The sequence below is a fragment of the Candidatus Pseudomonas auctus genome, from assembly GCF_048654275.1.
GTDB lineage: Bacteria > Pseudomonadota > Gammaproteobacteria > Pseudomonadales > Pseudomonadaceae > Aquipseudomonas > Aquipseudomonas pharyngis.
Genome location: NZ_JBJYZK010000015.1, coordinates 117,532 through 143,834, shown reverse-complemented (window position 1 = coordinate 143,834; position 26,303 = coordinate 117,532). Strand labels below are relative to the sequence as shown.

Annotated in this window: 32 protein-coding genes; 21 read left to right on the top strand and 11 right to left on the bottom strand. The window is 62.6% G+C overall.

Going from position 1 to position 26,303, the window contains the following annotated elements; genetic code table 11:
• Window positions 1–18: 18 nt before the first annotated feature.
• The 3 genes from pyrR to ACKUG4_RS23850 are packed head-to-tail and all read left to right on the top strand — an operon-like array spanning window position 19 to window position 2,822.
• Entirely contained in the window at window positions 19–522 is a 504-nt protein-coding gene (gene pyrR / locus ACKUG4_RS23860; protein WP_236187499.1) for a bifunctional pyr operon transcriptional regulator/uracil phosphoribosyltransferase PyrR, read from the top strand.
• Between the two features lie 27 nt (window positions 523–549).
• Window positions 550–1,554, top strand: coding sequence for an aspartate carbamoyltransferase catalytic subunit (locus ACKUG4_RS23855; RefSeq protein ID WP_007913665.1), 1,005 nt, complete (start codon window positions 550–552; stop codon window positions 1,552–1,554).
• The gene (locus ACKUG4_RS23850) at window positions 1,551–2,822 is read left to right on the top strand and encodes a dihydroorotase (RefSeq protein WP_064600076.1); all 1,272 of its coding nucleotides are present in this window, start codon (window positions 1,551–1,553) and stop codon (window positions 2,820–2,822) included. The genes ACKUG4_RS23855 and ACKUG4_RS23850 overlap by 4 nt, the downstream gene beginning before the upstream one ends.
• Before the next feature lie 36 nt (window positions 2,823–2,858).
• On the opposite strand, the gene ACKUG4_RS23845 is transcribed toward ACKUG4_RS23850, so the two are convergent.
• Entirely contained in the window at window positions 2,859–3,293 is a 435-nt protein-coding gene (locus tag ACKUG4_RS23845; protein ID WP_445434956.1) for an NINE protein, read from the bottom strand.
• Window positions 3,294–3,542: 249 nt separating this feature from the next.
• Between ACKUG4_RS23845 and ACKUG4_RS23840 the strand changes: the two genes are divergently transcribed.
• Window positions 3,543–4,160 carry a C40 family peptidase gene (locus tag ACKUG4_RS23840; RefSeq protein ID WP_039767935.1) on the top strand — a complete coding sequence of 206 codons (618 nt, stop codon included), beginning with the start codon at window positions 3,543–3,545 and terminating at the stop codon, window positions 4,158–4,160.
• A 47-nt stretch (window positions 4,161–4,207) separates the two neighbouring features.
• Here the strand turns inward: ACKUG4_RS23840 and ACKUG4_RS23835 are convergent, their stop codons facing one another.
• The gene (locus ACKUG4_RS23835; RefSeq protein ID WP_039767934.1) at window positions 4,208–5,242 is read right to left on the bottom strand and encodes a type IV pilus twitching motility protein PilT; all 1,035 of its coding nucleotides are present in this window, start codon (window positions 5,240–5,242) and stop codon (window positions 4,208–4,210) included.
• Between the two features lie 56 nt (window positions 5,243–5,298).
• On the opposite strand from ACKUG4_RS23835, the gene ACKUG4_RS23830 reads away from it, so the two are divergent.
• From ACKUG4_RS23830 to ACKUG4_RS23785, 10 genes are all read left to right on the top strand, one after another.
• A complete protein-coding gene (locus tag ACKUG4_RS23830; protein WP_440812897.1) occupies window positions 5,299–5,985 on the top strand; it encodes a YggS family pyridoxal phosphate-dependent enzyme in 687 nt (228 codons plus the stop codon).
• A gap of 23 nt (window positions 5,986–6,008) precedes the next feature.
• Complete coding sequence (proC, locus tag ACKUG4_RS23825) at window positions 6,009–6,827, top strand: pyrroline-5-carboxylate reductase (RefSeq protein WP_445434955.1); 819 nt, start codon at window positions 6,009–6,011, stop codon at window positions 6,825–6,827.
• Window positions 6,828–6,837: 10 nt separating this feature from the next.
• Window positions 6,838–7,428 (top strand): YggT family protein, encoded by a 591-nt coding sequence (locus ACKUG4_RS23820; protein WP_085646972.1) that lies wholly within the window; start codon window positions 6,838–6,840, stop codon window positions 7,426–7,428.
• Window positions 7,425–7,715 carry a DUF167 domain-containing protein gene (locus ACKUG4_RS23815; RefSeq protein WP_064600087.1) on the top strand — a complete coding sequence of 97 codons (291 nt, stop codon included), beginning with the start codon at window positions 7,425–7,427 and terminating at the stop codon, window positions 7,713–7,715. Before ACKUG4_RS23820 ends, ACKUG4_RS23815 begins: the two co-directional genes overlap by 4 nt.
• Before the next feature lie 65 nt (window positions 7,716–7,780).
• The gene (metX, locus tag ACKUG4_RS23810) at window positions 7,781–8,920 is read left to right on the top strand and encodes a homoserine O-succinyltransferase MetX (RefSeq protein ID WP_007953360.1); all 1,140 of its coding nucleotides are present in this window, start codon (window positions 7,781–7,783) and stop codon (window positions 8,918–8,920) included.
• Window positions 8,921–8,927: 7 nt separating this feature from the next.
• Window positions 8,928–9,548 carry a methionine biosynthesis protein MetW gene (gene metW / locus ACKUG4_RS23805; protein ID WP_011336377.1) on the top strand — a complete coding sequence of 207 codons (621 nt, stop codon included), beginning with the start codon at window positions 8,928–8,930 and terminating at the stop codon, window positions 9,546–9,548.
• Between the two features lie 26 nt (window positions 9,549–9,574).
• Window positions 9,575–10,009: a DUF4426 domain-containing protein gene (locus ACKUG4_RS23800; RefSeq protein ID WP_011336378.1), complete on the top strand. Its 435-nt coding sequence runs from the start codon at window positions 9,575–9,577 to the stop codon at window positions 10,007–10,009.
• Window positions 10,006–10,602 carry an RdgB/HAM1 family non-canonical purine NTP pyrophosphatase gene (rdgB, locus tag ACKUG4_RS23795; RefSeq protein ID WP_011336379.1) on the top strand — a complete coding sequence of 199 codons (597 nt, stop codon included), beginning with the start codon at window positions 10,006–10,008 and terminating at the stop codon, window positions 10,600–10,602. Before ACKUG4_RS23800 ends, rdgB begins: the two co-directional genes overlap by 4 nt.
• Complete coding sequence (hemW, locus tag ACKUG4_RS23790; RefSeq protein ID WP_445434954.1) at window positions 10,599–11,804, top strand: radical SAM family heme chaperone HemW; 1,206 nt, start codon at window positions 10,599–10,601, stop codon at window positions 11,802–11,804. Before rdgB ends, hemW begins: the two co-directional genes overlap by 4 nt.
• Before the next feature lie 19 nt (window positions 11,805–11,823).
• Window positions 11,824–12,147 (top strand): DUF3392 domain-containing protein, encoded by a 324-nt coding sequence (locus ACKUG4_RS23785; protein WP_011336381.1) that lies wholly within the window; start codon window positions 11,824–11,826, stop codon window positions 12,145–12,147.
• 130 nt (window positions 12,148–12,277) lie between these two features.
• On the opposite strand, the gene trmB is transcribed toward ACKUG4_RS23785, so the two are convergent.
• The 4 genes from trmB to ACKUG4_RS23765 all read right to left on the bottom strand — a co-directional run bounded on the left by trmB (window position 12,278) and on the right by ACKUG4_RS23765 (window position 14,673).
• Window positions 12,278–13,003: a tRNA (guanosine(46)-N7)-methyltransferase TrmB gene (gene trmB / locus ACKUG4_RS23780; protein WP_085646976.1), complete on the bottom strand. Its 726-nt coding sequence runs from the start codon at window positions 13,001–13,003 to the stop codon at window positions 12,278–12,280.
• 9 nt (window positions 13,004–13,012) lie between these two features.
• The gene (locus ACKUG4_RS23775; protein WP_007953385.1) at window positions 13,013–13,807 is read right to left on the bottom strand and encodes a thiazole synthase; all 795 of its coding nucleotides are present in this window, start codon (window positions 13,805–13,807) and stop codon (window positions 13,013–13,015) included.
• Between the two features lie 212 nt (window positions 13,808–14,019).
• Complete coding sequence (gene thiS / locus ACKUG4_RS23770) at window positions 14,020–14,220, bottom strand: sulfur carrier protein ThiS (RefSeq protein WP_007953386.1); 201 nt, start codon at window positions 14,218–14,220, stop codon at window positions 14,020–14,022.
• Between the two features lie 72 nt (window positions 14,221–14,292).
• Entirely contained in the window at window positions 14,293–14,673 is a 381-nt protein-coding gene (locus tag ACKUG4_RS23765; protein WP_064600093.1) for a DUF423 domain-containing protein, read from the bottom strand.
• Window positions 14,674–14,747: 74 nt separating this feature from the next.
• Between ACKUG4_RS23765 and mtgA the strand changes: the two genes are divergently transcribed.
• Entirely contained in the window at window positions 14,748–15,470 is a 723-nt protein-coding gene (gene mtgA / locus ACKUG4_RS23760; RefSeq protein ID WP_445434953.1) for a monofunctional biosynthetic peptidoglycan transglycosylase, read from the top strand.
• 70 nt (window positions 15,471–15,540) lie between these two features.
• On the opposite strand, the gene rpoH is transcribed toward mtgA, so the two are convergent.
• The 4 genes from rpoH to ftsY all read right to left on the bottom strand — a co-directional run bounded on the left by rpoH (window position 15,541) and on the right by ftsY (window position 19,745).
• A complete protein-coding gene (rpoH, locus tag ACKUG4_RS23755; RefSeq protein ID WP_007953393.1) occupies window positions 15,541–16,395 on the bottom strand; it encodes an RNA polymerase sigma factor RpoH in 855 nt (284 codons plus the stop codon).
• A gap of 115 nt (window positions 16,396–16,510) precedes the next feature.
• Complete coding sequence (gene ftsX, locus ACKUG4_RS23750) at window positions 16,511–17,536, bottom strand: permease-like cell division protein FtsX (protein WP_445434952.1); 1,026 nt, start codon at window positions 17,534–17,536, stop codon at window positions 16,511–16,513.
• On the bottom strand, window positions 17,533–18,204 hold the full coding sequence (ftsE, locus tag ACKUG4_RS23745; protein ID WP_007953396.1) for a cell division ATP-binding protein FtsE: 672 nt from the start codon (window positions 18,202–18,204) through the stop codon (window positions 17,533–17,535). Before ftsE ends, ftsX begins: the two co-directional genes overlap by 4 nt.
• Complete coding sequence (gene ftsY / locus ACKUG4_RS23740; protein ID WP_445434951.1) at window positions 18,201–19,745, bottom strand: signal recognition particle-docking protein FtsY; 1,545 nt, start codon at window positions 19,743–19,745, stop codon at window positions 18,201–18,203. The genes ftsE and ftsY overlap by 4 nt, the downstream gene beginning before the upstream one ends.
• Between ftsY and ACKUG4_RS23735 the strand changes: the two genes are divergently transcribed.
• From ACKUG4_RS23735 to ACKUG4_RS23710, 6 genes are all read left to right on the top strand, one after another.
• On the top strand, window positions 19,744–19,938 hold the full coding sequence (locus ACKUG4_RS23735) for a hypothetical protein (RefSeq protein WP_445434950.1): 195 nt from the start codon (window positions 19,744–19,746) through the stop codon (window positions 19,936–19,938). The genes ftsY and ACKUG4_RS23735 overlap by 2 nt on opposite strands.
• A 152-nt stretch (window positions 19,939–20,090) precedes the next feature.
• On the top strand, window positions 20,091–21,446 hold the full coding sequence (locus ACKUG4_RS23730) for a M16 family metallopeptidase (RefSeq protein ID WP_064600101.1): 1,356 nt from the start codon (window positions 20,091–20,093) through the stop codon (window positions 21,444–21,446).
• Window positions 21,439–22,926, top strand: coding sequence for a M16 family metallopeptidase (locus ACKUG4_RS23725; protein WP_445434949.1), 1,488 nt, complete (start codon window positions 21,439–21,441; stop codon window positions 22,924–22,926). The genes ACKUG4_RS23730 and ACKUG4_RS23725 overlap by 8 nt, the downstream gene beginning before the upstream one ends.
• Window positions 22,926–23,534 carry a 16S rRNA (guanine(966)-N(2))-methyltransferase RsmD gene (gene rsmD / locus ACKUG4_RS23720; RefSeq protein ID WP_445434948.1) on the top strand — a complete coding sequence of 203 codons (609 nt, stop codon included), beginning with the start codon at window positions 22,926–22,928 and terminating at the stop codon, window positions 23,532–23,534. The genes ACKUG4_RS23725 and rsmD overlap by 1 nt, the downstream gene beginning before the upstream one ends.
• Before the next feature lie 63 nt (window positions 23,535–23,597).
• On the top strand, window positions 23,598–24,596 hold the full coding sequence (locus ACKUG4_RS23715; protein ID WP_445434947.1) for a hydrolase: 999 nt from the start codon (window positions 23,598–23,600) through the stop codon (window positions 24,594–24,596).
• 4 nt (window positions 24,597–24,600) lie between these two features.
• Window positions 24,601–25,431, top strand: coding sequence for an AraC family transcriptional regulator (locus tag ACKUG4_RS23710; protein ID WP_064600108.1), 831 nt, complete (start codon window positions 24,601–24,603; stop codon window positions 25,429–25,431).
• Between the two features lie 4 nt (window positions 25,432–25,435).
• Here ACKUG4_RS23710 and ACKUG4_RS23705 read toward each other — a convergent pair whose 3' ends face one another.
• Window positions 25,436–26,290 (bottom strand): sulfurtransferase, encoded by an 855-nt coding sequence (locus ACKUG4_RS23705; RefSeq protein ID WP_445434946.1) that lies wholly within the window; start codon window positions 26,288–26,290, stop codon window positions 25,436–25,438.
• Window positions 26,291–26,303 lie beyond the last annotated feature (13 nt).

Sequence of the window (26,303 nt, the reverse complement as noted above, 5' to 3'; positions counted from 1 at the left end):
CCCCGAGAAGGAGCAACCATGAGCCTGCCCAATCCCGCCGATCTGATCAGCCAGATGGCGACCCGCCTCAAGGCGCACCTTGCCCAGCGTGAAATCAGCGAACCGCGTTACATCGGCATCCGCACCGGCGGCGTCTGGGTCGCCCAGTCCCTGCTCAAAGAGCTGGGCAGCGATGCGCCATTGGGCACGCTGGATGTTTCCTTCTACCGCGACGACTTCAGCCAGAACGGCCTGCACCCGCAAGTGCGCCCTTCCGCCCTGCCCTTCGAAATCGAAGGCCAGCATCTGGTGCTGATCGACGACGTACTGATGAGCGGCCGGACCATCCGCGCTGCCATGAACGAACTGTTCGACTACGGCCGCCCGGCCAGCGTGACGCTGGTCTGCCTGCTGGACCTGGACGCCGGCGAACTGCCGATCCGCCCGAACGTGGTCGGCGCGACCCTGTCGCTGGCCGCCCACGAGCGGGTCAAGCTGTCCGGGCCGGAGCTGGCCCTCGAACTGCAAGACCTTGCCCTTTAATCCGCCCTATTGAGAGTCCCCCTCGCGATGACGCCTCTAGATACCAAGCGCCCGCTGCAGCTCAATGATCAGGGCCAGCTGCGCCACTTCCTCTCGCTCGACGGCCTGCGCCGCGAGTTGCTGACGGAAATCCTCGACACCGCCGACTCGTTCCTCGAAGTCGGTGCCCGGGCCGTGAAGAAGGTCCCGTTGCTGCGCGGCAAGACCGTGTGCAACGTGTTCTTCGAAAACTCGACCCGCACTCGCACCACCTTCGAACTGGCGGCCCAGCGGCTGTCGGCGGACGTGATCACCCTGAACGTGTCGACCTCGTCGGCCAGCAAGGGCGAAACCCTGCTCGACACCCTGCGCAACTTGGAAGCCATGGCCGCCGACATGTTCGTCGTGCGCCACGGTGACTCGGGCGCCGCGCACTTCATCGCCGAACATGTCTGCCCGCAAGTGGCGATCATCAACGGTGGCGACGGCCGGCACGCGCACCCGACCCAGGGCATGCTCGACATGCTGACCATCCGCCGTCACAAGGGCGGTTTCGAGAACCTCTCGGTGGCCATCGTCGGCGACATCCTGCACTCGCGGGTGGCGCGCTCGAACATGCTCGCCCTGAAGACGCTCGGTTGCCCGGACATCCGCGTGATCGCGCCGAAGACCCTGCTGCCGATCGGCATCGAGCAATACGGCGTGAAGGTCTACACCGACATGACCGAAGGCCTGAAAGACGTCGACGTGGTGATCATGCTGCGCCTGCAGCGTGAGCGCATGACCGGCGGCCTGCTGCCGAGCGAAGGCGAGTTCTACCGCCTGTTCGGCCTGACCACCGCGCGCCTGGCCGGCGCCAAGCCCGATTGCATCGTCATGCACCCGGGGCCGATCAACCGTGGCGTGGAGATCGAGTCGGCGGTGGCCGACGGCCCGCATTCGGTGATCCTCAATCAAGTTACCTACGGCATCGCGATCCGTATGGCCGTGCTGTCCATGGCCATGAGCGGACAAACAGCCCAGCGCCAATTCGAGCAGGAGAACGCCCAGTGAAGCTCAGCATTCTCGGCGCCCGCGTCATCGATCCAAGCAGCGGCCTGGATCAAATCACCGATATTCACGTTGAAGCCTGCAAGATCGTCGCCCTCGGCGCTGCTCCGGCCGGTTTCACCGCCGTCGAAACCATCGACGCCCAAGGGCTTGTCGCCGCTCCTGGCCTCGTAGACCTCAACGTCGCCCTGCGCGAGCCGGGCTACAGCCGCAAAGGCACCATCGCCAGCGAAACCCGCGCTGCAGCGGCCGGTGGCGTGACCAGTCTGTGCTGCCCGCCGAAAACCAAACCGGTACTCGACACCTCCGCCGTGGCCGAACTGATCCTCGACCGCGCCCGCGAGGCCGGCAACACCAAGGTGTTCCCGATCGGCGCGCTGAGCAAAGGTCTGGATGGCGAACAACTCGCCGAGTTGGTCGCCTTGCGCGACGCCGGTTGCGTGGCGTTCGGCAACGGCCTGGAAAGCTTCCGCAACACCCGCACCCTGTGCCGGGCGCTGGATTACGCGGCAACGTTCGACCTGACGGTGATTTTCAACTCGCAGGATCACGACCTCGCCGACGGCGGCCTGGCCCACGAAGGTGCCACCGCCAGCTTCCTCGGCCTGCCAGGCATCCCGGAAACCGCTGAAACCGTGGCCCTGGCCCGTGATCTGTTGCTGGTCGAGCAAACCGGCGTGCGTGCGCACTTCAGCCAGCTGACCAGTGCTCGCGGCGTGGCCTTGATCGCTCAGGCCCAGGCTCGTGGCTTGAAAGTCACGGCGGATGTCGCCCTGTATCAGCTGATCCTGACGGACGAAGCGCTGATCGACTTCAGCAGCCTGTATCACGTGCAACCGCCGCTGCGCACCCGCGCCGACCGCGAAGGCCTGCGTGAAGCGGTGAAGTCCGGCGTGGTTTCGGCGATTTCCAGCCATCACCAGCCCCATGAGCGCGATGCCAAACTGGCACCGTTCGGCGCGACCGAACCGGGCATCAGCAGCGTCGAACTGCTGCTGCCGCTGGCGATGACGCTGGTCGAGGATGGCCTGCTGGACCTGCCGACCCTGCTGGCCCGCCTGAGCGCCGGCCCGGCCGAAGCCCTGCGCCTGCCGGCGGGCAAACTGGCGGTGGGGGGTGCGGCGGATATCGTGCTGTTCGATCCGAAGGCCTCGACCGTTGCCGGCGAAACCTGGCTATCGAAAGGCGAGAACTGCCCGTTCCTCGGCCATAGCCTGCCGGGTGTGGTGCGTTACACCTTGGTGGATGGCCGGATCAGTCACCAGGCGTAAAAAAAATGGCGAGGGAGCCAGCTCCCTCGCCATCACTTACTGAAAGGCGCCGCGCCCTTCGACATTACGCACCGACACCTGATCGTTCAGCGTCCAGAAGTCATACAGCACCCCAAGAAAGAACAACCCGCCGGTCAGCAGATACACCAACCCGCTGATCCACTTGCCCTGATACATCCGGTGCACGCCGAGCGCGCCGAGGAAGGTCAGCAGAATCCACGCCACGTTGTACTCGATCGGGCCCGCGGCGAAACGCAGGTCAGCTTCGCGATCCATCGCCGGGATCAGGAACACGTCGATCAGCCAGCCGATCCCCAGCAACCCGAAAGTGAAAAACCAGATCGTGCCGGTCACCGGTTTGCCGTAATAGAAGCGGTGGGAGCCTGTGAAACCGAAAATCCACAACAGGTAACCGATCACCTTGCTGTGGGTGTCTTTTTCCTTCACACGGGGCAGCTGATAGCCGTTCATTAAGACCTCGATACACGCGATAGATAAATATTCTTTAATTCTTTGTGACTTTTTTACAGGTAGCCGACGTATGGCAAATGCTACCGTGTGTCCCGTCAAAGCCTTATAGCACCGGACTTCTGTCCGACAATTGCGTCTTTTTGCCGCTTATTTGGTTCCGTTGGCATCGGATTGAATCGACCAACGGCCTCGGAAGTGACAAAAAAGCTGTTATAAAGTTGCGCGCTAACACATCAAGAGCCCTGCCTAATGCGTCCATTTTTCAAGACATGGCTAACTATTTGCCTATTAATGCCACTGGCCGCCCACGCCACCAATCGTGAGCAACGTCTTCCCAACGTTAACGGTTTCACCCCTAAATCCCATGCCTCTGCTCCTTCGAACAAAGGCAAACAGGTCAAGCACACCACGCTGAGCAGCACCGGCCGCAGCAAGCTGGTGCCACCGATGGCGACCAAGGAAAGCAGCAACGTCCTCAGTCGCGCGGTAAACGTCCTCGGTACGCCATACCGTTGGGGCGGCAGCAGCCCGAGTAAAGGCTTCGACTGCAGCGGTCTGGTGAAATACGCGTTCAACGACGCCACGTTCGACCTGCCACGCACCTCGAACGCCATGGCCAGCGGTCACGGCGAGAAAGTCGAACGCAAGGACCTGAAGCCGGGCGACCTGATTTTCTTCAACATCAAGAGCCGTCGGGTCAATCACGTTGCCATCTACCTGGGCAACGACCGTTTCATCCATGCACCACGGCGCGGCAAAGCGGTGAGCATCGACACTCTGAACAAGCCGTACTGGGAAAAGCATTACGTGGTGGCCAAGCGCGTATTGCCGAAAGAACAGGGGCAGATGCGCGTCGTTCAGCGCTGATTGTTCAGGTACAAAAAAACGCAGCCCACGGGCTGCGTTTTTTTTGCCTAAAAGTTATCCGGCGTGCGCGCTTTCTCCCGCGCATGTTCACGGCTGATCAAGCCCTTGGTCACCAGATCCTTCAGGCACATGTCGAGTGTCTGCATTCCCAGCGAGCCACCGGTCTGTATCGCCGAATACATCTGCGCCACCTTGTCCTCGCGGATCAGGTTACGGATCGCCGACGTACCCAGCATGATCTCGTGCGCCGCCACCCGACCGCCGCCGATCTTCTTGATCAGCGTCTGCGACACCACCGCCAGCAATGACTCCGAGAGCATCGAGCGCACCATGGACTTTTCGTCCCCGGGGAACACGTCCACCACCCGGTCGATGGTCTTGGCTGCCGACGTGGTGTGCAAAGTGCCGAACACCAGATGCCCGGTCTCGGCGGCGGTCAGCGCCAGGCGGATGGTTTCCAGATCACGCATCTCGCCCACCAGGATCACATCCGGGTCTTCGCGCAGCGCTGAGCGCAACGCGGTGGCGAAACTGCGGGTATCGCGATGGACTTCGCGCTGATTGATCAGGCATTTGCGTGATTCATGAACGAATTCGATCGGATCTTCGATGGTCAGGATGTGGTGATGGCGATGGGTGTTGAGGTAATCGATCATCGCCGCCAGTGTCGTGGACTTGCCGGAGCCGGTCGGTCCGGTCACCAGCACCAGCCCGCGCGGCGCATCGGTGATCTTGCGAAAGACATCGCCCATGGCCAGGTCTTCCATGGTCAGCACTTTTGACGGGATGGTCCGGAACACCGCCCCGGCGCCCCGGTTCTGGTTGAAGGCATTGACCCGAAAGCGCGCCACACCGGGGACCTCGAAGGAAAAGTCGGTTTCCAGATGCTTCTCGAAGTCCACCCGCTGGGTGTCGTTCATGATGTCGTAGATCAGCTCGTGCACCTGCTTGTGGTCCAGCGCCGGCAGATTGATCCGCCGAACGTCGCCATCCACGCGGATCATCGGCGGCAGACCGGCCGACAGGTGCAGGTCGGAAGCGCCCTGTTTGGCGCTGAAGGCCAGCAGTTCAGTGATATCCATAGCGTCCCTCAATTCCAGTAGAATGCCGCGAACCTTCAGACCGCTGGCGCCTCTTGATGTCCACGATAGCAGACAACATTCTCCAGGTTAGTTCGCGTATTCATGCCGCCACCGCTGCCGCCGGACGCGATGAAAACAGCGTCCAGCTGCTGGCCGTGAGCAAGACCAAACCGGCACAAGCCCTGCGCGAAGCGTACGCCGCCGGCCTGCGCGACTTCGGCGAGAACTACCTGCAAGAGGCCTTGGGCAAGCAGCTCGAACTGGCCGACCTGCCCTTGATCTGGCACTTCATCGGCCCCATTCAGTCGAACAAGACCCGCTCGATTGCCGAGCATTTCGCCTGGGTGCACTCCGTGGATCGTCTGAAAATCGCCCAACGCCTGTCCGAGCAACGCCCGGCGGATCTGCCGCCACTGAACATCTGCATTCAGGTCAACGTCAGCGGTGAAGCCAGCAAGTCCGGCTGCACCCCGCAAGACCTGCCGGCCCTGGCCCAGGCCATCAGCGCCCTGCCGCGCCTGAAACTGCGCGGGTTGATGGCGATTCCCGAGCCGACCGAAGATCGCGCCGAGCAAGACGCTGCATTCGCTGCAGTTCAGAAATTGCAGGCCGGCCTCGATCTGCCGCTCGACACACTTTCCATGGGTATGAGCCACGACCTCGAGTCGGCCATTGCCCAGGGCGCGACCTGGGTCCGTATCGGTACGGCCCTGTTCGGCGCCCGCGACTATTCCCAATCTTGACCATTTCCAGATAAGGACCTGACATGAGCAACACACGTATTGCCTTTATCGGTGCCGGCAACATGGCCGCCAGCCTGATCGGCGGCCTGCGGGCCAAGGGTCTGGAAGCTGCACACATTCGCGCCAGCGATCCGGGCGAAGAAACCCGCGCCAAAGTCAGCGCCGAACACGGCATCGAAACCTTCGCCGACAACGCCCAGGCCATCGACGGCGCTGACGTTGTCGTGCTGGCGGTCAAGCCACAGGCCATGAAAGCCGTGTGCGAAGCGATTCGCCCGAGCCTGAAACCGAATCAACTGGTGGTCTCGATCGCCGCCGGCATCACCTGCGCCAGCATGGCGGCCTGGCTGGGCGAGCAGCCGATCGTGCGCTGCATGCCCAACACCCCGGCGCTGCTGCGTCAGGGCGTGAGCGGCCTGTACGCCACCGGCGCAGTGAGTGCCGAGCAGCGTCAACAGGCTGAAGAACTGCTGTCCGCCGTGGGCATCGCCCTGTGGCTGAACGAAGAGCAGCAACTGGACGCCGTCACCGCCGTCTCCGGTTCCGGCCCGGCGTACTTCTTCCTGCTGATCGAAGCCATGACCGCCGCCGGCGTCAAACTCGGCCTGCCGAAGGAAACCGCCGAGCAACTGACCCTGCAGACCGCTCTGGGCGCCGCGCATATGGCGGTGTCCAGTGACGTCGACGCTGCCGAACTGCGCCGCCGCGTGACCTCGCCGGCCGGCACCACGGAAGCTGCAATCAAATCGTTCCAGGCCGGCGGCTTCGAAGCCCTGGTGGAAAAAGCACTCGGCGCCGCCGCGCACCGCTCGGCCGAAATGGCCGAACAACTGGGCAAATAAGGAGCCTCACATGATTGGATTGAACACCGCAGCGGTCTACGTGCTGCAAACCCTCGGCAGCCTGTACCTGCTGATCGTGCTGCTGCGCTTCGTCCTGCAACTGGTGCGGGCGAACTTCTACAACCCGCTGTGCCAGTTCGTGGTCAAGGCCACCCAGCCGCTGCTCAAGCCACTGCGCCGGATCATTCCGAGCCTGTTCGGCCTCGACATGTCGTCGCTGGTACTGGCGATTCTCGTGCAACTGGCGCTGATGGCGCTGACCCTGCTGCTGACCTACGGCACCACCGGTAACCCGCTGCAACTGCTGATCTGGTCGCTGATCGGCGTGACGGCGCTGTTCCTGAAGATTTTCTTCTGGGCCATGATCATCAGCATCATCCTGTCCTGGGTCGCACCGGGCAGCCACAATCCGGGCGCCGAGCTGGTGAACCAGATCTGTGAGCCGGCCCTGGCGCCGTTCCGTCGCATCGTGCCGAACCTCGGCGGTCTGGACCTGTCGCCGATCTTCGCCTTCCTCGTGCTGAAGCTGATCGACATGCTGGTGATCAACAACCTCGCGGCGATGACGATGATGCCGGAAATCCTGCGCCTGCTGATGTGAGCTGGTTTCGCTGGGACGGTGACGACCTGATTCTGGAGTGTCACCTGCAACCGGCCGCCCGCAGCGATGATTTCTGCGGGCTGCACGGTGATCGCCTGAAAATCCGCCTGACCGCGCCGCCGGTCGAGGGCAAGGCCAATGCCTACCTGATGGGGTTTCTGGCCAAGGCTTTTGGGGTTTCCAAGAGTCAGGTCAGTTTGCTCAGTGGTGAGCTGAACCGGCAGAAGCGAGTGCGCATCAGCGCACCGAAAAAGCTGCCGGATCTGCCGGGGCTCTGCCGCCCCTGATCGTTGCTTGCCGCTAACCCCACCGGTCTTTAGACTTACGCCTCATTTCAACGAGAGCAGGGTCGATGCCAGCTGCCTTTCCCCCCGATTCTGTTGGTCTGGTGACGCCGCAAACGGCGCACTTCAGCGAACCCCTGGCCCTGGCCTGCGGCCGTTCGCTGGCCGATTATGACCTGATCTACGAAACCTACGGCACGCTGAACGCGCAAGCGAGCAACGCCGTGCTGATCTGCCACGCCTTGTCCGGCCACCACCACGCCGCTGGCTACCACAGCGTCGACGACCGCAAGCCCGGTTGGTGGGACAGCTGCATCGGCCCCGGCAAGCCGATCGACACCAACAAGTTCTTCGTGGTCAGCCTGAACAACCTCGGCGGTTGCAACGGCTCCACCGGCCCGAGCAGCCTCAATCCGGAAACCGGCAAGCCGTTCGGCGCCGACTTCCCGGTGCTGACCGTGGAAGACTGGGTACACAGCCAGGCACGTCTGGCCGACCTGCTTGGCATCGGCCAATGGGCCGCGGTGATCGGTGGCAGCCTCGGCGGCATGCAGGCGCTGCAATGGACCATCACGTATCCGGATCGCGTGCGCCACTGCCTGGCCATCGCCTCGGCCCCCAAGCTGTCGGCGCAGAACATCGCCTTCAACGAAGTGGCGCGCCAGGCGATCCTCACCGACCCGGAATTCCACGGCGGCTCGTTCCAGGAACAGGGCGTGATCCCCAAGCGCGGCCTGATGCTGGCGCGGATGGTCGGGCACATTACCTACCTGTCAGACGACTCCATGGGCGAGAAATTCGGCCGTGGCCTGAAGAGCGAAAAGCTCAACTACGACTTCCACAGCGTCGAGTTCCAGGTCGAAAGCTACCTGCGCTATCAGGGCGAAGAGTTCTCCGGACGCTTCGATGCCAACACCTATCTGTTGATGACCAAGGCGCTGGACTACTTCGATCCGGCAGCGAACTTCAACGATAACCTGGCGAAAACCTTCGAAGGTGCAAAAGCCAGGTTCTGCGTGATGTCGTTCACCACCGACTGGCGCTTCTCCCCGGCCCGTTCGCGGGAACTGGTGGACGCGCTGATGGCCGCGCGCAAGGACGTCAGTTACCTGGAAATCGACGCACCCCAGGGCCACGACGCCTTCCTGATTCCGATCCCGCGTTATTTGCAGGCGTTCGGCAATTACATGAACCGCATTACGTTGTGAGAAAGCCATGAGAGCTGATCTGGAAATCATCCAGGAATGGATCCCCGCCGGCAGCCGCGTGCTCGACCTCGGTTGCGGTGACGGCGAGTTGCTGACCTGGCTGCGCGACCACAAGCAGGTCACCGGCTATGGCCTGGAAAACGACCCGGACAACATCGCCGAGTGCGTGGCCAAGGGCATCAACGTCATCGAGCAAGACCTGGACAAAGGCCTGGGCAACTTCGCCAGCAACAGCTTCGATATCGTGGTGATGACCCAGGCCCTGCAAGCCGTGCACTACCCGGACAAGATCCTCGACGAAATGCTGCGGGTCGGCCGCCAGTGCATCATCACCTTCCCGAATTTCGGTCACTGGCGCTGCCGCTGGTATCTGGCGAGCAAGGGCCGGATGCCGGTGTCGGAATTCCTGCCGTACACCTGGTACAACACGCCGAACATCCACTTCTGCACCTTCGAAGACTTTGAAGAACTTTGTCGCGAACGTGAGGCGAAGGTCATTGATCGGCTTGCCGTGGATCAACAGCACCGCCACGGGTGGGCCAGTAAGCTATGGCCTAATCTGTTAGGTGAGATCGGTATCTACCGCGTCAGCAGCCCGGGGCTTGCGGATCACAGAATCGCGGTCTGAACCACGACATTGCGAGGAGTACGAACATGGGACGCTTGATTACCGCGCTATTGGCCGCCTGCCTGAGCCTGTCGGCCGTGGCCGCCGATGCCATCAAGGGCGAACGCAAGGAAGTGTTCGGTGATGTCACCGTGCATTACAACACCTTCAACTCGACCTTCCTGACGCCGGACATCGCCAAGGCTGCCGAGCTGATCCGCAGCAAGAACCAGGGTGTGATCAATGTCTCGGTAATCAAGGACGGCAAACCGCTGATCGCCCAGGTCACCGGCACCGTCAAGGACCTGACCAGCCAGAGCGTGCCGCTGACCTTCCGCCAGATCACCGAACAGGGCGCGATCTACTACATCGCCCAGTACCCGGTGGAACAGCAGGAAACCCGCACTTTTGAAATCAAGGTGCAGACCGGCGACAAGATCAACACCCTCAATTTCAACCAAGAGCTTTTCCCTGGCCAATGATCAATCTCAAGCAACTCGTACTGGCCAGCCATAATGCCGGCAAACTCAAGGAACTCCAGGCCATGCTCGGCGACTCGGTGCAACTGCGCTCGATCGGCGAATTCAGCAGCGTGGAGCCGGAAGAAACCGGTCTGTCGTTCGTCGAGAACGCGATCCTCAAGGCCCGCAATGCTGCGCGCATTTCCGGGCTGCCGGCGCTGGCCGACGATTCGGGCCTGGCGGTGGATTTCCTCGGCGGCGCGCCGGGCATCTACTCGGCGCGCTACGCCGACGGCAAGGGCGATGCGGCGAACAACGCCAAACTGCTCGACGCCTTGAAGGACGTGCCTGAAGCCGAGCGCGGTGCGCAGTTCGTTTGCGTGCTGGCGCTGGTGCGTCACGCCGATGATCCGCTGCCGATCCTCTGCGAAGGTCTGTGGCACGGGCGCATTCTGACCGCCGCCAGTGGCGAGCACGGTTTCGGCTATGACCCGCTGTTCTGGGTGCCGGAGCGTAACGTGTCCAGCGCCGAGCTGAGCCCGAGCGACAAGAACCAGATCAGCCACCGCGCCCGTGCAATGGATCTGCTGCGCCAGCGTCTGGGCTTGAAATGACCGATAGTTCCCGTGCGTCGTCGCTGATTATCGGCGGCGCCGCCTCCTCGCCTCGGGCGCCGTTGCCGACGCTGCCGCCCCTGGCGCTGTACATCCACATCCCGTGGTGTGTGCGCAAATGCCCCTATTGCGACTTCAACTCCCACACCGCCAGCCCGGTGCTGCCGGAGCAGGAGTACGTCGACGCGATGCTGGCCGACCTCGATCAGGATCTGCACGCGGTGTACGGCCGTGAGTTGAGTTCGATCTTTTTTGGCGGCGGCACGCCGAGCCTGTTCAGTGCCGAAGCGCTGGGCCGCCTGCTCGAAGGCGTGAAACAGCGCATTGCGTTTGCCGACGACATCGAAATCACCCTGGAAGCCAACCCCGGGACTTTCGAGCAAGAAAAGTTCGTCGCCTACCGCAAACTGGGGATCAATCGCCTGTCGATCGGCATCCAGAGCTTCCAGCAGGAAAAACTCAAGGCCCTCGGCCGCATCCACAACGGCGACGAAGCGGTACGCGCAGCTGGCATGGCGCGCCAAGCCGGGTTCGATAACTTCAACCTCGACTTGATGCACGGCCTGCCGGACCAGTCGCTGGACGATGCCCTGAGCGATCTGCGCCAGGCGATCGACCTGAAGCCGACGCACATTTCCTGGTATCAGTTGACGCTGGAGCCGAACACCGTGTTCTGGAACCAGCCGCCGGTGCTGCCGGAAGACGACACGCTGTGGGACATTCAAGAGGCCGGACAGGCACTGCTGGCCGAGCACGGTTACGCGCAGTACGAAGTTTCGGCGTATGCCCAACCGGGTCGCCCGGCGCGGCATAACCTCAATTACTGGAGCTTCGGCGACTTCATCGGCATCGGCGCCGGCGCTCACGGTAAGCTCAGCCATCCGGACGGGCGCATCGTGCGCACCTGGAAGACGCGCCTGCCGAAGGACTACCTCAACCCGGCCAAAAGTTTCCAGGCCGGCGAGAAAGCCCTGACCAACGACGAGATGCCGTTCGAGTTCCTGATGAACGCCCTGCGCCTGACCGCCGGCGTCGAATCGCGCCTGTACCCGGAGCGCACCGGCCTGCCGCTGGAGAGCCTCGACGAACACCGGCGCGAGGCCGAACAAAGCGGTCTGTTGCAGGTCGAACCGTCACGTCTGGCGGCCACCGAGCGCGGACAACTGTTCCTCAACGACTTGCTGCAGAAATTTCTGAGCTGATCGCTCTTAAGGAAACCGCATGGATTTGATACTCGACTTGCTCGCCACCGTGTCCCGCTGGAGCCGCAGCAACCTCTCGGAAATCGCTCTGGCCCTGGTGGGCTGCCTGCTGGTGCTGTTCGGCGCCGACTTCAAGGGCTGGGTCGAGCAACGCCTGGGCAGCATCGCCGGCGCCCTGCGCGTGCCGTTGATGGCCCTGCTGTGCATGATCGGCAGCGGCGCGGCGCTGATCTACGCCACACCCTGGGTGGTGAAGGGCTTGAGCCAGTTCAACAACTACAGCCTGGCGCCGGTGTTGTTGGTGGTACTGGTGTTGATTGGCGTAGTGGCCGACCGCCGCTGATTTTCAGCACACACAAAACAAATGTGGGAGCGAGCCTGCTCGCGATAGCGATTTAACATTCAACATCATCGTTGACTGTCAGACCGTTATCGCGAGCAGGCTCGCTCCCACATTGGGTTCTGCGTAAGGCTTAAGCGAGCTTTTCGAACTTCAGATCCCACACGCCATGCCCAAGACGTTCGCCGCGGCGTTCGAACTTGGTGATCGGCCGTTCGGCCGGGCGGGGTACGCACTTGCCGTCTTCGGCGAGGTTGCGATAGCCCGGGGCGACGTTCATCACTTCCAGCATGTATTCGGCGTACGGCTCCCAGTCGGTGGCCATGTGCAGAATGCCGCCAACCTTCAGCTTGCTGCGTACCAGTTCAGCGAAGGACGCCTGAACGATGCGGCGCTTGTGGTGACGGCTCTTGTGCCACGGATCCGGGAAGAACAGCATCAGGCGATCGAGGCTGTTGTCGGCGATGCAGCGGTTGAGCACTTCGATCGCGTCGCAATCGTAGACCCGCAGGTTGGTCAGGCCCTGGGTCAGCACGCCGTTGAGCAGCGCGCCGACACCCGGACGGTGAACCTCGACACCGATGAAATCCTGCTCCGGCGCAGCGGCGGCCATCTCCAGCAGCGAGTGGCCCATGCCGAAACCGATCTCCAGCGAACGCGGCGCGGAGCGGCCGAACACCTGGTCGTAATCCACCGGCGCATCGGCCAGCGGCAGGACGAACTTCGGCGCGCCCTGATCCAGGCCGCGCTGCTGGCCTTCGGTCATGCGCCCGGCGCGCATCACAAAACTCTTGATGCGGCGGTGTTGGCGCTCGTCGCCTTCTTCCGTCTGGATTGGCGTGTCGTTCGATTCAGTCATCAATAGCTCTTACTTGATCAGACCATCCAGCGGCGAAGAGGCGCTGGCATAGAGTTTTTTCGGCATGCGGCCGGCGAGGTAGGCCAGGCGGCCCGCGACGATCGCGTGTTTCATGGCTTCGGCCATCATGATCGGCTGCTGGGCGTGGGCGATGGCCGAGTTCATCAGAACGGCGTCACAGCCCAGTTCCATGGAGATGGTGGCGTCGGAAGCGGTGCCGACACCGGCATCCACCAGCACCGGGATTTTGGCTTCTTCGAGGATGATCTGCAGGTTGTACGGGTTGCAGATCCCCAGGCCCGAACCGATCAGACCGGCCAGCGGCATCACCGCGATGCAGCCGATTTCCGCCAGTTGCCGGGCGATGATCGGGTCATCACTGGTGTAGACCATCACATCGAAGCCTTCCTTGACCAGCACTTCGGCGGCCTTGAGGGTTTCGATCACGTTGGGAAACAGGGTTTTCTGGTCGGCCAGCACTTCCAGCTTCACCAGGTTGTGGCCATCGAGCAGCTCACGGGCCAGGCGGCAGGTGCGCACGGCTTCGACTGCGTCGTAGCAGCCGGCGGTGTTCGGCAGGAAGGTGTAGCGATCCGGCGACAGCACTTCGAGCAGGTTCGGCTCGCCTTCGATCTGGCCCAGGTTGGTGCGGCGCACGGCGAAGGTGACGATCTCGGCACCCGAGGCTTCGATGGCCAGGCGGGTTTCTTCCATGTCACGGTACTTGCCGGTACCGACCAGCAAACGCGACTGGTAAGTACGACCGGCCAGAACGAAAGGCTTGTCGCTACGAACGATGCTCATGGGGAATCCTCTGTTGGGGTGAGGGTCTTGCAGAATGCCTTAAATAGCCAAACGCTGTGAAAACGTCGCGAGCGAAGGAAAGACAAGGCAAAAACAGGCGAGGAAGCGGAGTTTACGGGTTGTAAATGAGCATTCCGAGCCTGTTTTTAACGCAGTATTTCTTGCGTGCGCCGAAGGCGCCCAGCACGCAGCAGTTTTCACAGTGTTTGGGATCAGCCGCCGCCGATGGCGTGCACCACTTCGACGTTGTCGCCGTCGTTCAAAGTGGTGTCGGCATGCTGGCTGCGCGGGACGATATCCAGATTGAGTTCGACCGCGACGCGGCGCCCGGTCAGATCCAGACGGGTCAGCAGGGCCGCAACGGTTTCACCGTCGGGCAGTTCAAAGGATTCACCGTTCAACTGAATGCGCATGCGCAACGCCGCCATCACTTTTTAGGGGGTGGCATTCTAGCCCGATCATGACCTAAAGGTCAGCACCAAGCGTCAAGCGGTTGGATACAGGCGCCAGGCGGCCAGCCCCAGGCACAGCCAGCCAATCAGGAATGCCAGACCGCCGAACGGGGTGATGATGCCGAGCTTGCCGATGCCGAGGGTGGTCAGCAGGTACAGGCTGCCGGAGAACAACAGGATGCCGACGCTGAACGAGATGCCGGCCCAGGCGACCAGCCGCCCCTGAAGCTGCGTGGCCAGCAGCGCCACGCCAAACAGCGCCAGTGCATGCACCAGTTGATAGGTGACGCCGGTGTGGAAGATCGCCAGGTATTCGGGTGTCAGGCGGTTTTTCAAGCCATGGGCGGCGAATGCGCCGAGGCCGACACCAGTGAAACCAAAAAAGGCAGCCAGCATCAGAAAGCTACGCAGCATGTAGAACTCCAGTCAGACTCGATCGGCAGGGTCTGTATAATGGCCCGCTCAACCGGTTCGGCCAAGCCATCTCTATGCTGCGTATATTTCTCCGTCGTTTCACGAAGGCCCTGCTCTGGTTCGCGGGCGGCAGCGTATTGCTGGTGTTGGTGTTTCGCTTCGTGCCGCCACCGTTCACGGCGCTGATGGTCGAGCGCAAGATCGAATCCTGGGTCGACGGCGAGCCGATCGACCTGCAACGCACCTGGAAGCCGTGGGACGAGATTTCCGATGACCTGAAGGTCGCGGTGATTGCCGGCGAAGACCAGAAATTCCCCGAGCACTGGGGGTTTGACCTGAGTGCGATCAAGGCCGCACTGGCCCACAACGAGCTCGGCGGTTCGATCCGTGGTGCCAGCACCTTGAGCCAGCAAGTGTCGAAGAACCTGTTCTTGTGGTCCGGCCGCAGCTATCTGCGCAAGGGCCTGGAGGCGTGGTTCACCGCGCTGATCGAAGTGTTCTGGCCCAAGCAGCGGATTCTCGAGGTGTACCTGAACAGCGTCGAGTGGGATGACGGCGTGTTTGGTGCCGAAGCGGCGGCAAGGCATCACTTTGGCGTAGGCGCCAGGTCGCTGTCCCGGCAGCAGGCGAGTTATCTGGCGGCTGTGCTGCCGAATCCCCGGGTCTGGAGCGCCAGTCATCCGACCGCTTATGTGTCGCGCCGAGCCGGCTGGATTCGCCAGCAAATGAGCCAGCTGGGCGGCGACAGCTACCTGCTGACACTCAATGATTCGCGCCGCGCGCCCTGGGCCCAATGACTTTCCGACAGGCAAACAAAAACGCCCCGATCATCACTGATCGGGGCGTTTTTTATTGCCGGACTACCGGTTATGCGGCAATCGACAACTTGAGCTTGTTCATCGCGCTCTTCTCGAGCTGACGGATCCGCTCCGCCGACACGTTGTACTTCTGCGCCAGGTCGTGCAGCGTGGCTTTCTCTTCTGCCAGCCAGCGCTGGTAGAGGATGTCGCGGCTGCGTTCGTCCAGCACTTCCAGCGCTTCGTGCAGGTTGTGATTGGAGTTGTCGCTCCAGTCGGCATCTTCCAGTTGACGCGCCGGGTCGTACCGGTGGTCTTCCAGATAATTGGCCGGCGACTGGAAAGCGCTGTCGTCGTCTGCTTCCGCAGCCGGGTCGAAGGCCATGTCATGGCCGGTCAGGCGACTTTCCATCTCACGCACTTCACGCGGCTCGACGCCGAGGCTTTCCGCCACACGGTGGACTTCCTCGTTGTTCAGCCAGGCCAGACGTTTCTTCTGGCTGCGCAGGTTGAAGAACAGCTTGCGCTGGGCCTTGGTGGTCGCGACTTTCACGATCCGCCAGTTGCGCAGGATGAACTCGTGAATCTCGGCCTTGATCCAGTGCACCGCGAAGGACACCAGACGCACGCCCATTTCCGGGTTGAAACGCTTCACGGCCTTCATCAGGCCGACGTTACCTTCCTGGATCAGGTCAGCCTGAGCCAGACCGTAGCCGGAATAGCTACGGGCGATGTGTACGACAAACCGCAGGTGGGCGAGCACCATCTGCCGAGCCGCCCCCAGATCCTGCTCATAGTAGAGACTCTCGGCCAGTTCACGCTCCTGCTCCGGCGTCAGCAATGGAATGCTGTTGACGGTGTGCACGTAGGCTTCCAGGTTTGCGCCTGGAACCAATGCATACGCAGGTTGCAAAGAATTGGACATACGGAAAAACCTCCGACTTACATACTCATGCTTTTCAGCATTGCGAAAAATTGACCGGAAACTCAAATGAAAGTTTCCTTAACCACTGAAAGGTCAATCACGCGCAAAAAAGATTCTACTTCGGCGCCAGCTCCCTGAGATGACGTGCGACTGCAATCCATGCACCGATATAACCCAACAGCACCGCGCCAAGCAAGAGCGACAGACCGTCGGCAACTGGCACGCCGGCCAGTGCGAAATCGCTGCCGTACAAGCCGGCCAGCCCGACCACCGCATCGTTCAGCCAGTTCAGGCCGAACGCCAATACACCCCAGGACAGCAGCCCCGCACCGAAGCCATACAACGCGCCCATATAAAGGAAGGGACGACGCACATAGCTGTCGGTGCCGCCGACGAGTTTAATCACTTCTATCTCGGTGCGGCGGTTTTCAATATGAAGACGAATGGTATTGCCTATCACCAAAAGTAATGCGGAAACCAGCAACACCGTCAGACCGAACACGAAACGGTCACCGAGCTTGAGGATGGCGGCCAGACGCTCGACCCAGACTAGATCAAGTTGCGCCTGTTGTACCTTGGGCAGCTCGGAAAGTTTTTGTCTTAATGCTTCCAGGGTCGACTTGTCGACCTCGTTCGGCGTCACCAGCACCACGCCCGGCAACGGGTTTTCCGGCAGCTCGCGCAGGGCTTCGCCCAGGCCCGACTGCTGCTGGAACTCTTCCAGCGCCTGGTCGCGACCGACATATTCGGCATCAGCTACGCCCGGCATGGCTTTGATCTGATCACGCAACGCTTCGCCCTGAGCGGGACTGGCCTCGAGCTCCAGGTACAGCGAAATCTGCGCCGCGCGCTGCCACGAACCGCCCAGACGCTCGACGTTGCTCAGCAACAGCGAAAGACCCATCGGCAGACTCAGCGCCACCGCCATCACCATGCAGGTGAAGAAGCTGCCGATCGGCTGCTTGCCGAGACGACGCAGGCTGTCAATCCAGCTGGCGCGATGGCTTTCGATCCAGGCACGGAACAACGTGGAGAAGTCCGGGCCGTCGTCATCGTCGTGCTTTTTCTTCTTTGGCGGTTGCGGATCGGCGGCCTTCGGGGCCACGCGCTCGGAAACCTTCGGACTACGTGTTGCACTCATACGCCGGCCTCCCCGTCGCCGATCAATCGGCCGCGTTGCAGGGTCAGCATGCGATGGCGCATGCGCGCGATCAGCGCCAGGTCGTGACTGGCGATCAGCACGCTGGTACCCAGACGGTTGATGTCTTCGAACACGCCCATGATCTCGGCCGCGAGACGCGGGTCGAGGTTACCGGTCGGTTCGTCCGCCAGCAGCAAAGCCGGACGGTGAACGATGGCGCGGGCAATGCCAACGCGCTGTTGCTGACCGGTGGACAGATCGCCCGGATACAGCTCGGCCTTGTCCGACAGCGCCACGCGCTCCAGCGCCGAATCGACGCGCTTGGCGATCTCGACCTTGGACAGCCCGAGGATCTGCAACGGCAGCGCGACATTGTTGAACACCGTGCGATCGAACAGCAGTTGATGGTTCTGAAACACCACACCGATCTGCCGACGCAGGAACGGAATCTGTGCATTGCTGATGGTGCTCAGGTCCTGCCCGGCCAACAGCAGCTTGCCACTGGTCGGACGCTCCATCGCCAGCAGCAGACGCAACAACGTGGATTTACCGGCACCGGAGTGGCCGGTGACAAACAGGAACTCGCCGCGACGGACTCGAAAGCTCAGCTCATGCAAGCCGACGTGACCGTTCGGGTAGCGCTTACCGACCTGTTCGAAACGAATCATGAACGCTCCCGCTCGGCAAACAGTGCCTGGACAAAGGGTTCGGCTTCAAAGGTACGCAGATCGTCGATGCCTTCACCGACGCCGATGTAGCGGATCGGCAGGCCGAACTGCTTGGCCAGGGCGAAAATCACCCCGCCCTTGGCGGTGCCGTCGAGCTTGGTCAGCGCCAGGCCGGTCAGTTCGACGGTCTGGTTGAATTGCTTGGCCTGGTTGATGGCGTTCTGGCCGGTGCCGGCGTCGAGCACCAGCAGCACTTCGTGCGGCGCGTCGGCGTCGAGCTTGCCGATCACCCGGCGAACCTTTTTCAGTTCTTCCATCAGGTTGTCTTTGGTGTGCAGACGACCGGCGGTGTCGGCGATCAGCACGTCGATGCCACGGGCCTTGGCGGCCTGGACGGCATCGAAGATCACCGAAGCCGAGTCCGCGCCCGTGTGCTGGGCGATCACCGGAATCTTGTTGCGCTCACCCCAGACTTGCAACTGCTCAACAGCGGCGGCACGGAAGGTGTCACCGGCAGCGAGCATGACTTTCTTGCCTTCCAGCTGCAGTTTCTTCGCCAGCTTGCCGATGGTGGTGGTCTTGCCGGCGCCGTTGACGCCGACCACCAGAATCACGAACGGCTTGTTCTGGGAAGCGATCTTCAGCGGCTGCTCGACCGGTTTGAGCATTGCCGCCAGCTCGGCCTGAAGGGATTTGTACAGGGCATCGGAATCGGCCAGTTCCTTGCGGGCGACCTTCTGGGTCAGCCGCTGGATGATCACCGAAGTCGCCTCGACGCCAACGTCGGCCGTCAGCAGGCGGGTTTCGAGATCGTCGAGCAGATCGTCATCGATGGCTTTCTTGCCGAGGAACAGGCTGGCCATACCCTCGCCGATACTGGCGCTGGTCTTGGACAGGCCCTGCTTGAGACGGGCGAAGAAGCCGGCCTTGGTTTCTTCGGTGCGCGGTGGCTCGACCGGGGCTTCGACCTGGGTTTCCACAGGAACGACTGGCACTGCTGCTACCGGTGCAGGTGCAGGTGCAGGTGCAGGTGCAGGTGCAGGTGCAGGTGCAGGTGCAGGTGCAGGTGCAGGTGCAGGCTCGGGCGCTTCGACAATCGGGGCAACCGGGGGAGCAACCATGGGCTCTGGAATGACAGGAGCGGCTTCCACCACCGGCGCCTGAACAGGCTCTGGCGTGAACGCAGCCGGCGCGGGAATCGTTGGCGTAACGTGCGGCGCGGCCTCTTCGACCAGCGCCACCGGCTCTTCCGCCACTGGCAGGGTCAGCCACGGTTCGCTGGCCGCGGTCAGCGGCAACTCGGCGGCAGCCGGCGCTTCAGGCTCGGCCTCGGCCACCGGTTGCAGCACTGGCTCGGCGATCGGCAGCACAACCGGTGCCGGCGCTTCTTCTGTTACGGGAGCGGGCGCAGGGGCTGGCTCAGGAATGGCAGTCGGCTGTTCGACGACGGGTTCCTGCGGTTTCTTGCGCAGCCATCCGAACAGGCCTTTCTTCTCGCCAGCCGCAGCTGGGGTCTTCTTGTCGTCGTTGGAACCAAACATGGAGGACGGCTATCTCACGGTAGCGACGCGCCACAGGGGCGCCCCGGCAAATAAATATTCGATGCAGAACAGACTGTGTTTCACCCAGCTTGTTCACGCGCAACATTTTGTCGAGGTGCCAAAAGCACCTCAAAGGTCATTAAATACGAAGGACTGGAACGGCATCGTCGGCGAAAACGCAGAGTTTAGCTGAGAAACTCAAAGCTTCTGCCGGTAACCCGTACAACCTATAGACCGATCAGTGGCCTGATAGGCGTGGCCGCCAGTAAAACGGATCAGTATCCTAGCACCCTCTCGCCCGCCGACGCTAAGACCAAGCGGGCAGCCCAACAGGTTTAAAAACGAATGAATGCTCTAGCCCGCCGCGCCGCAGGCCTGCTGCTCAGCACAGTCTGCCTGCCCCTTTCGGCCCTGGCGGCCGATCCGCAACCGACCCACGAATTCACCCTCGACAACGGCTTGAAGGTCGTCGTGCGCGAAGACCATCGCGCGCCGGTGGTGGTGTCGCAGGTCTGGTACAAGGTCGGTTCCAGCTACGAAACCCCGGGCCAGACTGGTCTGTCCCACGCCCTCGAGCACATGATGTTCAAGGGCAGCGAAAAAGTCGGCCCCGGGGAAGCCTCGCTGATCCTGCGCGACCTCGGCGCCGAAGAGAACGCCTTCACCAGCGACGACTTCACCGCTTATTACCAGGTCCTGGCCCGCGACCGTCTGGGCGTGGCCTTCGAACTGGAAGCCGACCGCATGGCCAACCTGCGCCTGCCGGCCGACGAGTTCGCCAAGGAAATCGAAGTCATCAAGGAAGAGCGCCGCCTGCGCACCGACGACAAGCCGATGGCCAAGGCCTTCGAGCGTTACAAGGCCATGGCCTACCCGGCCAGCGGTTATCACACGCCGACCATCGGCTGGATGGCTGACCTTGAGCGAATGAAGGTCGAAGAGCTGCGCCACTGGTATCAGTCCTGGTACGTGCCGAACAACGCCACGCTGGTGGTGGTCGGCGACGTAACCCCGGACGAGGTGAAGACCCTTGCTCAGCGCTACTTCGGGCCGATCCCGAAGCGTGACGTGCCGCCGGCGAAAAAACCGCTGGAACTGGCCGAGCCCGGTGAACGCCAGATCACCCTGCACGTGCAGACTCAACTGCCGAGCCTGATGCTCGGTTTCAACGTCCCGAGCATCGCCACTGCCGAAGACAAACGCTCGGTCAACGCCTTGCGCCTGATCTCGGCGTTGCTGGACGGCGGCTACAGCGGCCGCATCCCGACCCAACTGGAGCGCGGTGAAGAGCTGGTGTCCGGCGGTTCGTCGAGCTACGACGCCTACACTCGCGGTGACAGCCTGTTCACCCTGTCGGCCACGCCGAACACCCAGAAGAAAAAAACCATGGCCCAGGCTGAAGCCGGTCTGTGGAAACTGCTGGAACAGCTGAAAACCACCGCACCGTCCGCCGAAGAACTGGAGCGCGTACGCGCGCAGGTCATCGCCGGCCTGGTCTTCGAGCGCGATTCGATCACCAGCCAGGCCACCGCCATCGGCCAGCTGGAGACCGTCGGTCTGTCGTGGAAGCTGATGGACACCGAACTGGCCGATCTGGAAAGCGTCACCCCGCAAGACATCCAGAACGCCGCCAAGCTGTATTTCACCCGCGAACGTCTCAGCGTCGCCCACGTCCTGCCACTGGAGACGACTCATGAGTGAGCGCAAAACCCCACGCCTGCTGCTCGGCCTGATCGCCGTGGCCATCATCGGCTCCGCTGCGTTCTACCTGGTGCCAAGCGACAACACCAAGGCCAGCGAAGCGCTGGATAACGCCAAGTCCAGCCAGAAACTGCAATCGCTGGCCGAACTCGACGGCAAGGCCCCGGCCAGCCGCAAGCTCGACGTGCAGACCTGGAACACCGCCGAAGGCGCCAAGGTGCTGTTCGTCGAGGCTCGCGAACTGCCGATGTTCGACATGCGCCTGATCTTCTCCGCCGGCAGCAGCCAGGACGGCAACGCGCCGGGCCTGGCCCTGCTGACCAACGCCATGCTCAACGAAGGCGTGGCGGGCAAGGATGTCGGCGCCATCGCTCAGGGTTTCGAAGGCCTGGGCGCGGATTTCGGCAACGGCGCCTACAAGGACATGGCCATCGCGTCGCTGCGCAGTCTGAGTGCCGCCGACAAACGCGAGCCGGCGCTGAAGCTGTTCTCGGAAGTGGTGGGCAAACCGACCTTCCCCGCCGACTCCTTCGCGCGCATCAAGAACCAGATGCTCGCCGGTTTCGAATACCAGAAACAGAACCCCGGCAAACTCGCCAGCCTGGAGCTGATGAAGCGCCTCTACGGCGATCACCCGTACGCCCACGCCAGCGACGGTAATGCGCAAAGCGTGCCGAAGATCACGCTGGCGCAACTGCGTGAGTTCCACGCCAAGGCCTATGCAGCCGGCAACGTGGTGATCGCGCTGGTGGGCGATCTGTCCCGCAGCGAAGCCGAGGCGATCGCCAATCAGGTGTCCGCTGCGCTGCCGAAAGGTCCGGCGCTGGCGAAAGTCGAGCAACCAACCGAGCCGAAAGCCGGCATCGGCCACATCGAGTTTCCGTCGAAGCAGACCAACCTGATGATCGCGCAACTGGGCATCGACCGTGACGACCCGGATTACGCCGCGCTGTCGATGGGCAACCAGATTCTCGGCGGTGGCGGTTTCGGCACCCGGTTGATGAGTGAAGTGCGCGAGAAGCGCGGCCTGACCTACGGCGTGTATTCGGCCTTCAGCCCGATGCAGGCGCGCGGCCCGTTCATGATCAACCTGCAGACACGCGCGGAAATGAGCGAAGGCACCCTGAAACTGGTGCAGGACGTGCTCGCCGACTACCTCAAGACCGGCCCGACCCAGAAAGAACTCGACGACGCCAAGCGCGAACTGGCCGGCAGCTTCCCGCTGTCCACCGCGAGCAATGCCGATATCGTCGGCCAGCTCGGCGCCATGGGTTTCTACAACCTGCCGCTGAATTATCTGGACGACTTCATGCGTCAGTCCCAGAGCCTGACGGTCGAGCAGGTTCGCGACGTCCTCAACAAACACTTGAGCACGGATAAACTGGTCATCGTCAGCGCTGGCCCGACCGTGCCGCAAAAGCCGTTACCGGCCCCATCTGATAAACCTGCCGAGCAGCCGCTCGGGGTTCCGGAGCATTAATGGCCAGTCCAAAGAAACCTGTACAAAAACTGCACAACGGTGTGAACCAGTTGCGCATCATCGGCGGCGAATGGCGCAGCCGAAAGCTGAGCTTTCCTGATGCGCCGGGCCTGCGTCCGACGCCGGACCGGGTGCGTGAAACCCTGTTCAACTGGCTCGCACCCTACGTCGCCGGGGCCAAGGTGCTCGATCCGTTCGCCGGCAGCGGCGCGCTGTTTCTCGAAGCACTGTCCCGTGGCGCGGCCCTGGGTCAGGCGCTGGATGCCAGCCACGTCGCGGTGTCCAGCCTGAAAGAACACCTCGGCACGTTGCGCTGCACCAACGGTCACGTGCAGACCGCCGATTCGCTGCGCTACCTGGAAACCCAGACTGCGACCGCGTTCGACCTGGTGTTCCTCGACCCGCCGTTCAATCAGAACCTGCTGCCCGCCGTGTGCACGCTGCTCGAAGAGCGCCAATGGCTGGCCGACGATGCGTGGATCTACACTGAAAGCGAAACCGCGCCATCGACCCTCGGCCTGCCAGGCAACTGGCGCCTGCACCGCGAGCAAAAATCCGGGCGGGTGTACTACGCGTTATGGCAACGTATGGCAGTGATCGCCGGTTAACCGACCGGCTTGAAAAAGCGGCGAGTCTCAGCCGAGACTCGCTGCGCTGCATCGAGAGCAATCGTGTCCCCTTCGTCAAAACCGTTCATCCCCGCCTTCGGCCTCGGCAATCCGCACCTGCAAACCTTGTGGGGGCCGCTGTGGCGTAAAACCGTGCACCTTGATCGCCAGCGCGAACGGCTGTGGCTGGACGACGGCGATTTCCTCGACCTCGACTGGTATGGCCCGCACAGCGCTGAAGCGCCACTGGTACTGGTGCTGCACGGGCTGACCGGTTCTTCCAACTCCCCCTACGTCGCCGGAATCCAGGCAGCGCTCGCCGCGCAAGGCTGGGCCAGTGTCGCGCTGAACTGGCGCGGCTGCTCCGGCGAGCCGAACCTGCTGCCGCGCAGCTACCACTCCGGGGCCAGCGAAGACCTCGCCGAAACCCTCCGCCATCTGAAAGCCAAGCGGCCACTGGCGCCGCTGTATGCGGTCGGCTACTCCCTTGGCGGTAACGTGCTGCTCAAGCACCTGGGGGAAACCGGCAGCGCCAGCGGCGTGCTCGGTGCGGTGGCGGTGTCGGTGCCGTTTCGCCTCGATCAATGCGCCGATCGTATTGGCCAGGGTTTCTCGAAGGTCTATCAGGCGCACTTCATGCGCGAGATGGTGGCCTACATCAAGAACAAGCAGCGTCAGTTCCAGCACGACGGGCGCGAGGATGGTCTCGCCGCACTGGCCGCCCTCGGTTCACTGGAAAACATGCGCACCTTCTGGGATTTCGATGGCCGGGTGACCGCGCCACTGCACGGCTTTGCCGATGCCGAGGATTACTATCGCCGGGCATCCAGCCGCTATTTTCTCGGCGAGATCCGCACGCCGACCCTGATCATTCAGGCAGCGGACGACCCGTTCGTGTTTCCCCACAGCCTGCCGCAGGCCAGTGAGTTGTCGGCAACGACGCAATTCGAATTGCAGAACAAGGGCGGGCACGTCGGCTTCGTCGACGGCACGCTCCGCCAGCCGGGTTATTACCTGGAACGACGTATTCCGCAGTGGCTGGCCGACGCGGGGCGCGGGTGAGGTCATGGCCGATCAGGGCGAGTCGATCCGCTTCTGGCAAGCCGCGCCCCTGGCCGGGGTCGAGCTGTTGACCGCGCGCTACATCGAGCATCGTTTCGCCCCGCACGTCCACGACGGTTATGTGATCGGCATGATCATGGCCGGCGCCCAGCGCTACCGTTATCGCGGCGCCGAACACCTGGCGGGCAGCGGCACGCTGGTGCTGATCAATCCGGACGAAGTGCATAACGGCCACAAGGGCACCGAGGACGGCTGGCTGTACCGGGCGTTTTATCCCGACACCGGGCAGATCGTCGCGCTGCTGAATGAACTGGAACTGCCGACCGCACCGATGCCGGCCTTCGGGGCGACGCTGTATCGCGATCCGGACCTGGTCAACGGTTTCTGTCAGTTGCACCGCTTGCTCGAAAGCCCCGCCACCGCGTTGCAACAGCAAACCGTGTGGCGGGAAATGATGATGCTGCTGTTGCAGCGTCACGCAGCGGTGCAGATCAGCGGCAACCCTGGCAAGGAGCACCGCGCAGTGGCGATGGCCAAGGAGTTGCTGCACGCGCAACTGGCGGCGCCACCCTCGCTGGAAGAACTGGCGGCGGCCGTGAACCTCTCGCCCTTCCACTTCGCCCGGGTGTTCCGCCGCGCCACCGGCATGCCGCCGCACAGCTGGCTCATGCAGCAGCGAATTGCCTGCGCGCGCGGCTTGTTGCAGAGCGGCTGCCTGCCGGTGGAAGTCGCCACGCAGCTGGGATTTGCCGACCAGAGCCATCTGAGCCGCCAGTTCAAACAGGTATACGGCGTGGGGCCGGCGGCCTATCGCAGTGCGCGGCTGGATCGCTGAGCGTTTACTCGCCGGTGGCGATACCGCGCGCAGGCTCGTTGATCCACTCGCTCCACGATCCGGCATACAGCGAACCCAATGGATAACCCGCCAGACACAGGGCAAACAGGTTGTGACACGCCGTCACCCCGGAGCCGCAGTAAGCCACCAGATCGTTCGGCGAGCGCCCGCCGAGTTTCGCGGCGAAACGCTGCTTGAGCTGATCGGCCGGCAGGAAACGCCCGTCGCTGCCCAGGTTGTCGGTAAACGCCGCGCATTGCGCGCCGGGAATGTGCCCGGCGATCGGGTCGATCGGCTCCACTTCGCCCTTGAAGCGCGGCAAGGCGCGGGCATCGAGCAGGGTCAGGGCCGGCTGGCCGAGGCGTTGCTGCAATTGCTCGGCGCTGAGCAGCAGGCTCATGTCAGGCTTGCCGCTGAAGTTGCCCCGGGCCGCTGACGGTGGATCGAGACTCAACGGCAGCCCCGTCGCATGCCAGGCCTTGAGCCCGCCATCGAGAATGAACACGCCGTCGCGCTTGCCCAGCCACGCCAGCAACCACCAGGCCCGCGCCGCATAGGCGCCCGGGCCGTCGTCATACAGAACCACGTCGCTGTCGTTATTGATGCCGAAAGCTTGCAGGCGTTCGATCAGCGCCGCCGGCTCCGGCAACGGATGGCGACCGGTCACGCCCTTGATCACCGGGCCGCTGAGGTCGCGTTCAAGATCGGCGAAATGTGCCCCGGCAATGTGCCCCTCGGCGTAGCTGCGCTGGCCGTAATCCGGGTCTTCGAGGGCAAAGCGGCAATCGAGAATCACCAGCCCCGGTTGCGCCTTGCGGGCATCCAGTGCGGTCGGGCTGATCAGTTGCGCAATCGGCATAGCGAACGACTCC